Genomic DNA, 14,368 nt, shown 5'->3' with positions numbered 1-14,368 from the left:
TAGTCGGCCGGGGCGCGGGGCGGCAGAGGGCCACCCCGCGCGGTGTCATGCCGACATCGGCCGTTGCACCCGGATCGACTGCAACAACCCCACCGCTATCCACACGGCGAACATCGACGATCCGCCGTACGACACGAAGGGCAGCGGCAGTCCGGTGACCGGCATGATGCCGAGTGTCATGCCGACGTTCTCGAACGTCTGGAAGGCGAACCAGGCGACGATGCCCGCGGCCACGATCGTGCCGTACAGGTCCGTGGTCTCCCGGGCGATACGGCAGGCCCGCCACAGGACGATGCCGAGGAGCACGATGATCAGGCCGCCGCCGAGGAAGCCCAGTTCCTCCCCCGCCACGGTGAAGACGAAGTCCGTCTGCTGCTCGGGCACGAACTGGCCGGTGGTCTGCGAGCCTTGGAAGAGGCCGGAGCCGGTCAGGCCGCCCGAACCGATGGCGATGCGGGCCTGGTTGGTGTTGTAGCCGACGCCGGCCGGGTCGAGCTCGGGGTTGGCGAAGGCGGCGAAGCGGGCGATCTGGTAGTCGTCGAGCACCCCGATCTGCCAGACGGTGACCGCGCCGAGGGTGCCGGCGCCGAGGAGGCCGAACACCCACCGGTTGGACGCCCCGGAGGCCAGCAGCACACCGAGCACGATGATGACCATCACCATGACCGACCCGAGGTCGGGCATCAGCATCACGATCAGCATCGGCACGGTGGCCAGGCCGAGGGCCTGCACGACCGTGCGGTGGTCGGGGTACTGCTTGTCGCCTGCGTCGACCCGGGCCGCCAGCAGCATCGCCATGCCCAGGATGATCGTGACCTTCACGAACTCCGAGGGCTGGAGCGAGAAGCCGCCGGGCAGCTTGATCCAGGAGTGGGCGCCGTTGATCGTGGAGCCGAGCGGGGTCAGCACCAGAAGGATCAGCAGCACCGAGAAGCCGTACAGGACCGGCACGGCCGTGCGCAGGGCGCGGTGGCCGAGCCAGATCGTGCCGGCCATCAGGGCGAGGCCGATGCCGGTGTTCAGCAGGTGCCGGACGAGGAAGTAGTACTGGTCGCCCTGGTTGAGTTCCGTGCGGTTGCGGGTCGCCGAGTAGACGAGGAGCGTGCCGAGCAGCGACAGGGCCACCGCCGACAGCAGGATCGGCCAGTCGAGCCGCCGCACCATCGAGTCACGGGCCAGCAGCCGCGTCCAGCCGGAGCGCTCGGGCCCGTAGCCGGAGACCTGGAAGCTGTTCACACCGCCGGTCATGCTGGCAACCTCCGGCTTCCCCGGCGGCGGCGCCGCCTTCGGGTGTCACGGTTCTCCGGCGTCGGCGGGGCCGTCGTCGCCGGCTGGAGCGGGTCGGCCGGGGCGTTCGGGTCCTTCTTGTCGGCCTGCTGGTCCTTGGCCGGGTCCTTGGGGACCTTCGGGGAGGTGATGGTGCCGTCCGTCTTGACCTTCGGCAGGGTCTTCTGCGGGGTCGGCAGCAGCGCCTTCTTCGGGTCGATGGCGCCGTCCTCGGAGACGCCGTACAGCGCGTTGTAGATGTTGCGGACGGCGGGGCCCGAGGCGCCGGAGCCGGTACCACCCTGGGAGATCGTCATGACGATCGAGTAGTCCTTGGTGTACGTGGCGAACCAGGAGGTCGTCTGCTTGCCGTAGACCTCCGCCGTACCCGTCTTGGCGTGCATCGGGATCTTGTCCTGCGGCCAGCCGCCGAACCTCCAGGCGGCCGTACCGCGGGTGGCGACTCCCGCGAGGGCTTCGTGTATCTCGTCGCGCGTCTTCTGCGTCATCGGCAGCTTGCCGTGGGGCTCGGGCTTGATCGGCGTGACGGTCCTGCCGTCGGCGCTGATGACGGCCTTGCCGACGGAGGGGTTGTAGAGGGTGCCGCCGTTGGAGATGGCCGAGTAGATGGTGGCCATCTGGATGGGCGTGACGAGTGTGTCGCCCTGGCCGATGGAGTAGTTGACGGAGTCACCGGCGCGCATGCGGTTGCCTTCGAGGCAGTTCTCGTAGGCGATCTTCTCGGCGTAGCTGCCGTTGCGCTTGCCGGTGCGGCACCAGGCGTCCTTGTTGGCCTTCCAGTAGTTCAGCTTCCACTGGCGGTCGGGGACGCGGCCGGTGACCTCGTTGGGCAGGTCGATGCCGGTTTCCTTGCCGAGGCCGAACTGGTGGGCGGTCTTGTAGAACCAGTCGCCTGCGTTCTTCTTCGGCTTGGTGCCGCCGTCGCGCTTCCACTCCTCGTGGGAGAGGCGGTAGAAGACCGTGTCGCAGGAGACCTCCAGGGCGCGGCCGAGGCTGATCGGGCCGTACCCCTTGGACTCGAAGTTCTTGAAGACCTGGCCGCCGATGGAGTACGAGCTGGAGCACTGGTACGGGCCGTTGAAGGAGTAGCCCGCGTTGACCGCGGCGGCCGTCGGGATGACCTTGAAGATCGAGCCGGGTGCCGACTGGCCCTGGATCGCGCGGTTGAGCAGCGGGTAGTTGGAGCTCTTGCCGGTGAGCCGCGCGTAGTCCTTGGCGGAGATGCCGCCCACCCAGGCGTTCGGGTCGTAGGTGGGGTTCGAGGCCATGGCGACGACGCGGCCGGTCTTGGCCTCCATCACCACGACGGCGCCGGAGTCGGCCTTGTAGTTGGTGCCGGTGTTCCGGTCGTGCTGTTTGCGGGCTTCCTTCATGGCCTCGTTCAGCTGGTACTCGGCGACCCGCTGGACCCGGGAGTCGATGCTGGTGACGAGGTTGTCGCCGGGGTGGGCCGGGTCGGCCTCGGCCTGGCCGATGACCCGGCCGAGGTTGTCGACCTCGTAGCGGGTGACGCCGGCCTTGCCGCGCAGTGCCTTGTCGTACTGGCGCTCCAGGCCCGAGCGGCCGACCTGGTCGGAGCGCAGATACGGCGAGTTGGTGTTCTGCGCCTTCTTGATCTCCTCGTCGGTGACCGGCGAGAGGTAGCCGAGGACCTGGGCGGAGTTGGCCTTGCCCGGGCTCGGGTAGCGGCGCACGGCCTCCGGCTCGGCGGTGATGCCGGGGAAGTCCTCGGCGCGCTCGCGGATCTGCAGGGCCTGCTTGGCGGTGGCCTCGTCGGTGATCGGGATGGGCTGGTACGGCGAGCCGTTCCAGCAGGGCTGCGGCGTCTTGGCGTCGCACAGCCGGACCTTCTCCTGGACCTCCTTGGGCGTCATGCCCAGGACCCCGGCGAGTTTGGTGAGGACTTCCTTGCCGTCGTCCTTCATCTTCAGCAGGTCGGTGCGGGACGCGGAGACCACCAGTCGCGTCTCGTTGTCCGCGAGGGCCACGCCGCGCGCGTCCAGGATCGAGCCGCGGACGGCCGGCTGGACGACCTGCTGGACGTGGTTGCCCGAGGCCTCCTTGGCGTAGGCGGCGCCCTCGCGGATCTGGAGGTACCAGAGGCGGCCGCCGAGGGTGAGCAGGAGGGAGAGGACGAGGACCTGGATGACGACGAGCCGGATCTGGACCCGTGAGTTCCTGCCGGTCTCGGGAATGTTGGTCACTGCGGCTGCCTCCTCCTCTCGGTGTGCGTACGGATGTGCGGGTACGAGTGATGAACGCCCGCCCACGAACCGGCGTTCCTACTGGATCGCCCCGTTCGGGTGAACTTCGCCGCGTTCACAGCCGCTTGACCCCCTTGATGCGTCCGGCGCGTGCCATGCGCGCGCGGGCCGCCTTCACGCGCAGCCCGTTGCGCTGGCTGCCGATCTTCAGCCCGGTGCCGCCGGAGAGCCAGCCGGAGGAGATGTCCGTGGCCTTGGTGGCGGAGCCGGTCTCGGCGAGCGGATCGTTGTCGGCGCGCCGGGCCAGGGCCATGATCCCCGGCACGACGAAGGGGGCGAGCAGCAGGTCGTACAGGGCGGACGTGAACAGCAGGCCGCCGAGGCCCACATGGCGGGCGGCGGTGTCGCCGACGAGGGCGCCGACCCCGGCGTACAGCAGGGTGGAGCCGACCGCGGCGGCGACCACCACGGCCATGGGGCCGGTCGCGGACTTCAGCTGGCCCGTCTCGGGTTTCACCAGGCCCGCGAGGTAGCCGATGACGCACAGCACCAGGGCGTAGCGCCCGGCGGCATGGTCGGCGGGCGGGGCCAGGTCGGCGAGCAGACCCGCGCCGAAGCCGACGAGGGCGCCGCCCACATGTCCGTACACCAGCGCGAGGCCGAGCACGGTAAGCAGCAGCAGGTCGGGCACGGCGCCCGGCAGATGGAGGCGGGCGAGGACGCTCACCTGGATCACCAGGGCGACGACGACCAGGGCGGAGGAGAGCAGGATCCGGTTGACGCGCATGGGGTGACAGCTCCTACTGCTCTTGCTGGTTCTGGCCGTCCACGGGGGCCTCGGCGGACGGCGTCACGGTCACGGTCACCGTCGGCCTCGGGGTGGGCTTGGGCTTGGGCGGGAGCACCGTGTCGCGCGGGTCCTTCTTCGGGGCCGTGACGACGACACCGACGATGTCGAGCTTGGTGAAGCCGGCGTACGGCGTGACGTACAGCGTGCGGGTCAGGCCGCCGCCGGAGGGGTCGACGCGGGAGACCACGCCGACGGGCACGCCGGGCACGAACGGCCGGTCGGCCTGCGAGCCGAAGGTGACCAGGCGGTCGCCCTTCTTCACCTCCGCCTTGCCGTTGAGGAGTTCGACGCGCAGCGGGCGGTCGCCCTGGCCGGAGGCGAAGCCGAGCTCGTCGCCGGACTCCATCCGGGTGCCGACCGTGAAGTCGGGGTCGCTGGCCAGCAGCACCGTGGCGGTGTTGGGCCCGACGGTGGTGACCCGGCCGACCAGCCCTTCCCCGTTCAGGACGGTCATGTCGCGCTTGATGCCGTCCTTGGCGCCGACGTCGACGGTGATGGTCCAGGAGAAGCCCTGCGCGGCTCCGATGGCGATGACCTGGGCGCCCTTGATGCCGTACTGGCCCTGGCCGGCGAGCTTCAGCATCTTGTCGAGCTGCTTGAGGCGGCTGCGGCTGCGGTCGTCACTGCCGAGGCGCGCCTTCAGGGCCGCGTTCTCCTGTTCCAGCGCGGCGAGCCGGTCGTGCCGTTCCCCGGAGTCGCGGATGGCGGAGACCGCGTTGCCGACCGGGTCGACCGCGGCCGAGACGCCGCTCTCGATCGGGCCGAAGACCGTCGCCGCGCCCTGCCGGGCACCGTCGACGGGCGAGTCCTCCCCGCCGCGGATGTCCACCGTGATCAACGCGAACGCGACGGCGATCAGCAGCACCAGGAGCAGCCGGCTCTCTCGTGTGTCCCTCACGTGCGGCGGCCGTGCCCTTCCTCATAGGAATTCGGGAAGCCCCAGGGAAACCCGAGGGGCTGCTTTGTGGGAGCTTATGCATCTATATCAACGATCCGCCGTACGAGAGGAGATCGTCCCGTACGGCGGAATCGAAGAGTTATGTCATCTGCGCGGCTGGGCGTCCAGCACCTGCTGGAGCGCCTCGAACTCCTCGACGCACTTTCCGGATCCGAGCGCCACGCTGTCCAGCGGGTCCTCGGCGATGTGGATCGGCATACCGGTCTCCCGGCGCAGCCGCTCGTCGAGACCCCGCAGCAGCGCTCCGCCGCCGGTCAGAACGATTCCTCGGTCCATGATGTCGCCGGACAGCTCCGGCGGACACTTGTCGAGGGTCGTCTTGACGGCGTCGACGATCGCGTTGACCGGCTCCTCGATCGCCTTGCGGACTTCGGCGGCGGAGATGACCACGGTCTTCGGCAGCCCGGAGACGAGGTCCCGGCCGCGGATTTCGGTGTGCTCGTCGGAGTCGAGGTCGTACGCCGAACCGATCGTGATCTTGATCTGCTCGGCCGTGCGCTCACCCAGCAGGAGGGAGTACTCCTTCTTGATGTGCTGGATGATCGCGTTGTCCAGTTCGTCGCCCGCGACACGGATGGACTGGGCGGTGACGATGCCGCCGAGGGAGATGACCGCGACCTCCGTGGTGCCGCCGCCGATGTCGACCACCATGTTGCCCGTGGCCTCGTGGACCGGCAGGCCGGAGCCGATGGCCGCGGCCATGGGCTCCTCGATGATGTGCACCTGACGAGCGCCGGCCTGGGACGACGCCTCGATGACGGCGCGGCGCTCGACGCCCGTGATGCCCGAGGGCACACACACGACGACCCGCGGACGAGCCAGATACCGCCGCTTGTGGATCTTCAGAATGAAGTAGCGGAGCATCCGCTCGGTGATCTCGAAGTCGGCGATCACGCCGTCCTTCAGCGGACGAACGGCAACGATGTTGCCGGGCGTGCGCCCGATCATCTTCTTCGCTTCGGCACCGACCGCGAGGATGCCACCGGTGTTGGTGTTGATCGCGACGACGGACGGCTCGTTGAGTACGATCCCGCGACCCCTGACGTACACCAGCGTGTTGGCGGTCCCGAGGTCGACAGCCATGTCACGGCCGATGAACGACATTGAGTTCCCCATCAGGATTCGTCTGGCCTTCCCACTGGCTTTTGAGGGCTTTTCAGGTAGGCAAAGGTGGGTGCTGTGACGTGAAGGCTTCCATCGTAGACGCGCCTTCGCGAACACTGCGGGAGGGTCTCCGCCATTGTCAGCAGATGGCGCCTGCATTCGCTTCTGGAGACGGGCGTTCGGGGCTCATCGTTCCCTCGATCGCCACGCATATGCCGCAAAGCCCGGGGGCCTCGGCCCCCAGACCCCGCAGAGTGTGCTGGTGAGGTGCGGACGCTACGCCCGACCGGGGAAGAAAATCTTCACCTCGCGCTCGGCGGACTCCTCGGAGTCGGAGGCGTGGATCAGGTTCTCCCGGACGATCACACCGAAGTCGCCGCGGATGGAACCGGGCGCCGCGGCGATCGGGTCGGTCGGGCCGGCGAGCGCGCGCAGCCCTTCGATGACCCGCTCACCCTCGACGATCAGCGCCACGACCGGGCCGGAGGCCATGAACTCCACCAGCGGCTCGTAAAAGGGCTTGCCCTTGTGCTCGCCGTAGTGCTGCTCCAGCGTGTCCTGGTCCAGGGTGCGCAGCTCCAGCGCGGTGATCGTCCAGCCCGCCTTGCGCTCGATGCGGCTGATGATCTCGCCGGTCAGGCCGCGACGGACGGCGTCGGGCTTGAGGAGGACGAGGGTGCGCTGGCTCACGACGGGCTCCTTGTACGTAAAGGTTTAGCGGTGGGACGAGGTTACCCGGCGTGTCGGGGCGGCTGTTACGCAGCGTCAGGTGTGGAGGAGCTCGCCTGGGCCGCGAATCTCGCCTTCGCCTCGTCCACCTTCTTGCCGTAGTGCACCGACGCCCACCACAGGGCCGCGAAGATCGCGCCCAGGAAGTACATGATCGGCACGATGAACCCCGACGCGATGAGCGCGATCTGCAGCGCCCAGCCGAGGGCCACCCCGCCCGGGCGCGTCACCAGGCCGCACAGCACCAGGCACAGGAACATCGCGATGCCGCTGACCGTCCACACCGTCGCCATGGACAGGTCGGGGTCCTTCATGGCGACCAGAGCGGCGAATCCGATGACGAAGAACTCGCCGATCAGCGTCGAAGAACAGAGCACGCGCACGGGACTCAGCCTCTCCCCAGGAGCAGTCGGGCCTCGCCGACGGTGATGACGGAACCGGTGACGAGCACACCGCCGCCGGCGAACTCGCCCTCCTCCTCGGCCAGGGTGATGGCGGCCTCCAGCGCGTCGGGCAGCCTCGGCTCGACCTGGACGCGCTCCTCGCCGAAGACCTCCACCGCGATACCGGCGAGCTCGTCGGCGTCCATCGCACGGTGGCTGGAGTTCTGCGTGACCACGACCTCGGCGAACACCGGCTCGAAAGCCTCCAGCAGCCCCCGGACGTTCTTGTCGCCGCTCGCGCCGACCACGCCGATGAGACGGCTGAACTGGAACGCCTCCCCGATCGCCTCGGCGGCCGCCCGGCCACCCGCCGGGTTGTGGGCGGCGTCCAGCACGACCGTCGGCGACCGGCGCACGACCTCCAGCCGGCCCGGCGAAGCCACGGCGGCGAAGGCCTTGCGGACCGTGTCCAGATCGAGCGCGTCGGCCCGCTGCGCACCGACGCCGAAGAACGCCTCGACGGCGGCGAGCGCGACGGCCGCGTTGTGCGCCTGGTGCGCGCCGTGCAGCGGCAGGTACACCTCGGGGTACTCGCCGCCCAGCCCGCGCAGCGTCACCAGCTGCCCGCCGACGGCCACCTGCCGCTCGACGACACCGAACTCCAGCCCCTCCCGGGCCACGGTCGCGTCCACCTCGACGGCCTTCTTCAGCAGCACCTGCGCCGCGTCGACCGGCTGCTGCGCCATGATGACCGTCGCACCCTGCTTGATGATGCCGGCCTTCTCCGTGGCGATCTCGGCGTGCGTTTCGCCGAGCCGGTCGGTGTGGTCGAGGTCTATGGGCGTGACGACGGCGACGTCCCCGTCGATCACGTTCGTGGCGTCCCAGGAGCCGCCCATGCCGACCTCGACGACGGCCACGTCCGCGGGGGCGTCGGCGAACGCCGCGTACGCCATGCCGGTGAGCACCTCGAAGAACGACAGCCGGTACTCCTGCGCGGCGTCGACCATCTCCACGTACGGCTTGATGTCCTGGTACGTCTCGATGAACCGCTCGGGCGAGATGGGGGCGCCGTCGAGGCTGATGCGCTCGGTGACCGACTGCACGTGCGGCGAGGTGTAGCGGCCGGTGCGCAGCTCGAAGGCGCCGAGCAGGGCCTCGATCATGCGGGCCGTGGAGGTCTTGCCGTTCGTCCCCGTGATGTGGATCGACGGGTACGACCGCTGCGGTTCCCCCAGCACGTCCATCAGCGCGGCGATACGGCTGACGGAGGGCTCCAGCTTGGTCTCACCCCAGCGGGTGGCCAGCTCCGTCTCGACCTCGCGCAGGGCCTTGTCGACCTCGGGGTCGGCGGGGCGCGTGGGGATGTCGGCCTCCGGGGGGCCGCCCTGGGTACGGAGGGTCCGGCTGCCGGCTTCGATGACGGCGAGGTCGGGGTCGCGGGTGGTTTCCTCCGCGATGATCTCGTCGAAGGTGTTGAGGGGGTCGGGCAGGTCGTCGGCGTTGTGGTCTGGAGGGAGCTCGCTCACGGGGCCCAGTCTACGGAGACCGACTGACATTGCTTGCGGTGGCTTGTGCCCGTGGCGGCTGCGGGTCCGTGGGGGTCGCTCGCGCAGTTCCCCGCGCCCCTGAACGGCGTGCAGGCCCCGGCGCTGACCAGCACCGGGGCCTGCACGACCGTACGAACCCTTACGCCTGCGGCAGCCTCTCCAGCTGGGACTGGATCCGCGCGATGTCCTCCTCCGCCTTGGCGAGGCGGGTGCGGATCTTGTCCACGACGTGGTCGGGGGCCTTCGCCAGGAACGCCTCGTTGCCGAGCTTGGCGTTCGCCTGGGCCTTCTCCTTCTCCGCCGCGGCGAGGTCCTTGGCCAGGCGCTTGCGCTCAGCCCCGACGTCGATCGTGCCGGAGAGGTCCAGGGCGACCTCGGCGCCGGCGACCGGGAGGGTCGCCGTGGCCGTGAAGGCGTCGCCCTCCGGCTGGAGGCGGAGCAGCTGGCGGATGGCCGCCTCGTGGGGCGCGAACCGCGTGCCGTCCAGGGTCAGCCGGGCCGGGACCCGCTGGCCGGGCTGGAGGCCCTGGTCGGCGCGGAAGCGGCGGACCTCGGTGATGACCGACTGGAGGCTCTCGATCTCGCGCTCGGCGTCGGCGTCCCGGAAGCCGCCCGGTGCGTCAGCACCAGGAACGGACACAGCCTCGGGCCAGTCGGCGATGACGACCGACTCGCCGCCGGTGAGCGTGGTCCACAGGGTCTCGGTGACGAACGGGACCACCGGGTGCAGCAGCTTCAGCGTGACGTCGAGGACCTCGCCGAGGACGCGCTGGGAGACCTCGGCCGCCTCGCCGCCCGCCTGGAACGTCGTCTTGGACAGCTCGACGTACCAGTCGAAGACCTCGTCCCACGCGAAGTGGAACAGGGCGTCGGAGAGCTTCGCGAACTGGTAGTCCTCGTAGAACGCGTCGACCTCGGCGACCACGGAGTTGAGGCGGGAGAGGATCCAGCGGTCCGTCGACGACAGCTTCGACGCCTCCGGGAGCGGGCCGTCGACCGTCGCGCCGTTCATCAGCGCGAAGCGCGTCGCGTTCCAGATCTTGTTGGCGAAGTTGCGGGAGCCCTGGACCCAGTCCTCACCGATCGGGACGTCGACGCCCGGGTTGGCGCCGCGGGCGAGGGTGAAGCGCAGGGCGTCCGAGCCGTACTTGTCCATCCAGTCCAGCGGGTTGACCGCGTTGCCGAAGGACTTCGACATCTTCTTGCCGAACTGGTCGCGGACCATGCCGTGCAGGGCGATGGTGTGGAACGGCGGGGTGCCGTCCATCGCGTACAGGCCGAACATCATCATCCGGGCGACCCAGAAGAAGAGGATGTCGTAGCCGGTGACCAGGACCGAGTTCGGGTAGAACTTCGCGAGCGACTCGGTCTCTTCGGGCCAGCCGAGCGTGGAGAACGGCCACAGGCCGGAGGAGAACCAGGTGTCGAGGACGTCGGTGTCCTGACGCCAGCCCTCGGCCTCGGTCCCGGGCGGCTCCTCGTCGGGACCGACGCAGACGACCTCGCCGTTCGGCCCGTACCAGACCGGGATGCGGTGTCCCCACCACAACTGCCGCGAGATGCACCAGTCGTGGAGGTTGTCGACCCAGTCGAAGTAGCGCTTCTCCATCTCCTGCGGATGGATCTTGACGCGCCCGTCGCGGACGGCGTCACCGGCGGCCTTCGCGAGGGGGCCGACCTTGACCCACCACTGCATGGACAGACGCGGCTCGATGGTGGTCTTGCAGCGCGAGCAGTGGCCGACGGAGTGGACGTACGGCCGCTTCTCGGCGACGATCCGGCCCTCGGCGCGCAGCGCGGCGACGATCGCCGAGCGGGCCTCCAGCCGGTCCAGGCCCTGGAAGGGGCCGTGGGCGGTGATGACCGCGTGCTCGTCCATGACCGTCAGGGCCGGGAGGTCGTGACGCTGGCCGATCTCGAAGTCGTTCGGGTCGTGCGCCGGGGTCACCTTGACGGCGCCCGTGCCGAACTCGGGGTCGACGTGCTCGTCCGCGACGACCGGGATGGAGCGGTCGGTCAGCGGCAGCTTGACCAGCTTGCCGATCAGGTGCTGGTACCGCTCGTCCTCGGGGTGGACGGCGACGGCCGTGTCACCGAGCATCGTCTCGGCGCGGGTGGTGGCGACGACGATGGTGTCGTCCCCGTCGCCGTACTTCATGGAGACGAGCTCGCCGTCGTCGTCCTGGTACTCGACCTCGATGTCCGAGATGGCCGTCAGACAGCGGGGGCACCAGTTGATGATGCGCTCGGCGCGGTAGATCAGCTCGTCGTCGTAGAGCCGCTTGAAGATGGTCTGGACGGCCTGGGACAGGCCCTCGTCCATCGTGAAGCGCTCGCGCGACCAGGCGACACCGTCGCCCAACCGCCGCATCTGGCCGCTGATCTGCCCGCCGGACTCGCCCTTCCACTGCCAGACGCGCTCGACGAACGTCTCACGGCCCAGGTCGTGGCGGGACTTGCCCTCCTTGGCGAGCTCCCGCTCGACGACGTTCTGCGTGGCGATACCGGCGTGGTCCATGCCGGGCTGCCACAGCGTCTCGTACCCCTGCATGCGCTTGCGGCGGGTCAGGGCGTCGATGAGCGTGTGCTCGAAGGCGTGCCCCAGGTGGAGCGAGCCCGTGACGTTCGGCGGCGGGATGACGATGGTGTACGGCGGCTTGTCGCTCTTCTCGTCCGCCTCGAAGTAACCACGCTCTACCCAGCGCTCGTACAGCGGCCCCTCCACGTCGGCCGGCGCGTACTGGGTCGGCAGGTCGGTGCTGGGCGCTGGTGGCTGCTGCTGAGCGTTCTCGGTCACGGGGGTCAGTTTAGAGGTGTCACCGCCCCGTCCCGAAACGCGATTCCTTTGTAACGGCAAGGGCCCCGATGCCATGGACACGGCGGGTCTGCGCCAGGATGTCTGGAACACATAAGCATCTGGAGGGGAACCCAGAACATGAGTTATAACCAGCCGGGCCCGTACGGCGGGCAGCCCCAGCAGCCCGGTCCGTACGGCCAGCCAGGGCAGCCAGGGCAGCCGGGCCCGTACGGCCAGCCGCCGCAGGCGCCCCAGCCCGGCTACGGATACCCCCAGCAGGCCCCTCCGCCCCAGCCCGGTTACGGCTACCCGCAGCAGGCCCCACAGGGCGTCCCGCCCCAGCAGGGTTACGGCCAGCAGCCCCCGTACGGCCAGCAGCCGCCCTACGGCCAGGCTCCCTACGGCGTTCCGCAGCCCCCGGCCCCGGGCGGCGGCAACAAGAAGACCGGCCTCATCCTCGGCGCGGTGGCGGTCGTGGTGGCCATCGGCGTGGGCGCGTACTTCGTGATCGGCGGAGGCGGCGGCGCGGGTGCCCTGGAGGACGACGGGCCGCACAAGCTGGCGACGCCGGCGAAGGTGCTCGGCGAGTACAACCGTGGCACGAAGGACGGTCAGACCGTCGGCGACGACTCCGCCAAGGAGCTGGAGAAGAGCGGCATCGAGAATGCCAAGTCCGTGCTGGGCTTTTACTCCACGGAGGACATGAGCAGCTACGACCCTGACGACCCGTCCTCCGCCGCCCAGATGGCAACGGCCAAGGGCGTCACGTTCATCGGCGTCTACGGCAAGGTCTCCGACCCCGAGGCGGCGCTGGACGCCTTTTTCGCCAACTACAAGAAGTCGGCCGAGAAGAGCTCCTCCGACAGCGGCGGCAAGTCCGAGGTCCTCGGCGGGCCCGAGGAAGCCGATCTCGACGGCGCGGTCATGAAGTGCCAGGCGGTCAAGGGTCAGAACGCGCTGACCAAGAAGGAGAAAACCGACTGGTTCTGCGCGTGGGCCGACTACAGCACGATCACCATGGTCTCGCCGGGTCAGGCGAGCGCGGGCATCACCAAGGACGTCGCGATCGACATCACGACCAAGCTCCGCCCGGAGATCCGCGTCAAGGCCTGACGACGCACAGCGGACAACAGGAAGGGCCCCGGTCGTCGACCGGGGCCCTTCCTGTTCAAGCCTGCTGTGTCACGCCGTCTTCTGCTCGCCCGGGCCGCGTCCGTTGCGCGCGTCCCGCGGAATCAGCGTCGGGTTGACGTTCGACTGGACGACGTCCGCCGTGATGACGACCCGGGCCACGTCCTTGCGGGACGGGACCTCGTACATCACGCCCTGGAGGACTTCCTCCATGATGGCGCGCAGCCCGCGCGCGCCGGTCTGGCGGAGGATGGCCTGGTCGGCGATGGCTTCCAGGGCCTCGCGCTCGAAGTCCAGCTCCACACCGTCGAGTTCGAAGAGGCGCTCGTACTGCTTGACGAGCGCGTTGCGCGGCTCGACGAGGATCTGGAGCAGGGCCTCGCGGTCGAGGTTGTGGACCGAGGTGATGACCGGGAGACGGCCGATGAACTCGGGGATCATGCCGAACTTGACCAGGTCCTCCGGCATGACCTCCTGGAACTGGTCCTTGGACTCCATCTCGCGCTTGGAGCGGATCTGCGCGCCGAAGCCGATGCCCTTGGCGCCGGCCCGGGACTCGATGATCTTCTCCAGTCCGGCGAAGGCACCGCCCACGATGAACAGCACGTTCGTCGTGTCGATCTGGATGAACTCCTGGTGGGGGTGCTTGCGGCCGCCCTGCGGCGGGACCGAGGCCGTGGTGCCCTCCAGGATCTTCAGCAGGGCCTGCTGGACGCCCTCGCCCGAGACGTCGCGTGTGATCGAGGGGTTTTCACTCTTCCTCGCGACCTTGTCGATCTCATCGATGTAGATGATCCCGGTCTCGGCCTTCTTGACGTCGTAGTCGGCCGCCTGGATCAGCTTGAGCAGGATGTTCTCGACGTCCTCGCCGACGTATCCCGCCTCGGTGAGGGCCGTGGCGTCGGCGATCGCGAAGGGGACGTTGAGCATGCGCGCGAGGGTCTGCGCGAGGAGGGTCTTGCCGGAGCCCGTGGGGCCGAGGAGCAGGATGTTGGACTTCGCCAACTCGATGGCGTCGTCACGGCCGTTCGCCCCGCCGTTCTCGCCGGCCTGGACTCGCTTGTAGTGGTTGTAGACCGCTACGGAGAGGGCCTTCTTGGCGGCCTCCTGGCCGACCACATAGCCCTCGAGGAACTCGTAGATCTCGCGGGGCTTCGGGAGTTCCTCCCAGCGGACCTCGCTGGTCTCCGCGAGCTCTTCCTCGATGATCTCGTTGCAGAGGTCGATGCACTCGTCGCAGATGTACACACCGGGCCCTGCGATGAGCTTCTTGACCTGCTTCTGGCTCTTGCCGCAGAACGAGCACTTGAGCAGATCGCCGCCGTCACCGATGCGTGCCACGGTGTGCTTCCCCTTCGCCTGGGAGACTCCTGGA

Annotated in this window: 11 protein-coding genes; 1 reads left to right on the top strand and 10 read right to left on the bottom strand. The window is 69.1% G+C overall.

Going from position 1 to position 14,368, the window contains the following annotated elements; translation table 11 throughout:
* Positions 1-45: 45 nt before the first annotated feature.
* From rodA to G3I77_RS01065, 9 genes are all read right to left on the bottom strand, one after another.
* On the bottom strand, positions 46-1,248 hold the full coding sequence (gene rodA / locus G3I77_RS01105) for a rod shape-determining protein RodA (RefSeq protein WP_248500503.1): 1,203 nt from the start codon (positions 1,246-1,248) through the stop codon (positions 46-48).
* The gene (gene mrdA / locus G3I77_RS01100) at positions 1,245-3,491 is read right to left on the bottom strand and encodes a penicillin-binding protein 2 (RefSeq protein ID WP_248500502.1); all 2,247 of its coding nucleotides are present in this window, start codon (positions 3,489-3,491) and stop codon (positions 1,245-1,247) included. The genes rodA and mrdA overlap by 4 nt, the downstream gene beginning before the upstream one ends.
* A gap of 115 nt (positions 3,492-3,606) precedes the next feature.
* A complete protein-coding gene (mreD, locus tag G3I77_RS01095; protein WP_248500501.1) occupies positions 3,607-4,278 on the bottom strand; it encodes a rod shape-determining protein MreD in 672 nt (223 codons plus the stop codon).
* 13 nt (positions 4,279-4,291) lie between these two features.
* Complete coding sequence (mreC, locus tag G3I77_RS01090; RefSeq protein WP_248500500.1) at positions 4,292-5,239, bottom strand: rod shape-determining protein MreC; 948 nt, start codon at positions 5,237-5,239, stop codon at positions 4,292-4,294.
* Positions 5,240-5,383: 144 nt separating this feature from the next.
* Positions 5,384-6,403: a rod shape-determining protein gene (locus G3I77_RS01085; RefSeq protein WP_004001297.1), complete on the bottom strand. Its 1,020-nt coding sequence runs from the start codon at positions 6,401-6,403 to the stop codon at positions 5,384-5,386.
* A 276-nt stretch (positions 6,404-6,679) separates the two neighbouring features.
* Positions 6,680-7,093 (bottom strand): nucleoside-diphosphate kinase, encoded by a 414-nt coding sequence (ndk, locus tag G3I77_RS01080; RefSeq protein WP_133911629.1) that lies wholly within the window; start codon positions 7,091-7,093, stop codon positions 6,680-6,682.
* A 65-nt stretch (positions 7,094-7,158) separates the two neighbouring features.
* Positions 7,159-7,515 (bottom strand): DUF4233 domain-containing protein, encoded by a 357-nt coding sequence (locus tag G3I77_RS01075; RefSeq protein WP_248500499.1) that lies wholly within the window; start codon positions 7,513-7,515, stop codon positions 7,159-7,161.
* A gap of 5 nt (positions 7,516-7,520) precedes the next feature.
* Complete coding sequence (locus tag G3I77_RS01070) at positions 7,521-9,044, bottom strand: folylpolyglutamate synthase/dihydrofolate synthase family protein (RefSeq protein WP_248500498.1); 1,524 nt, start codon at positions 9,042-9,044, stop codon at positions 7,521-7,523.
* 160 nt (positions 9,045-9,204) lie between these two features.
* Entirely contained in the window at positions 9,205-11,862 is a 2,658-nt protein-coding gene (locus G3I77_RS01065; protein ID WP_248500497.1) for a valine--tRNA ligase, read from the bottom strand.
* Positions 11,863-12,000: 138 nt separating this feature from the next.
* Here G3I77_RS01065 and G3I77_RS01060 point away from each other — a divergent pair, with 138 nt between their 5' ends.
* Positions 12,001-12,975 carry a hypothetical protein gene (locus G3I77_RS01060; protein WP_248500496.1) on the top strand — a complete coding sequence of 325 codons (975 nt, stop codon included), beginning with the start codon at positions 12,001-12,003 and terminating at the stop codon, positions 12,973-12,975.
* A 69-nt stretch (positions 12,976-13,044) separates the two neighbouring features.
* On the opposite strand, the gene clpX is transcribed toward G3I77_RS01060, so the two are convergent.
* Positions 13,045-14,334, bottom strand: coding sequence for an ATP-dependent Clp protease ATP-binding subunit ClpX (clpX, locus tag G3I77_RS01055; RefSeq protein WP_031130858.1), 1,290 nt, complete (start codon positions 14,332-14,334; stop codon positions 13,045-13,047).
* Between the last annotated feature and the right edge of the window lie 34 nt (positions 14,335-14,368).

The organism is Streptomyces sp. D2-8 (genome assembly GCF_023184515.1).
In the GTDB taxonomy this organism is placed as follows: domain Bacteria; phylum Actinomycetota; class Actinomycetes; order Streptomycetales; family Streptomycetaceae; genus Streptomyces.
Note: the sequence above shows the minus strand (reverse complement) of the source record. Positions and strands in the feature narration are given on the sequence as shown.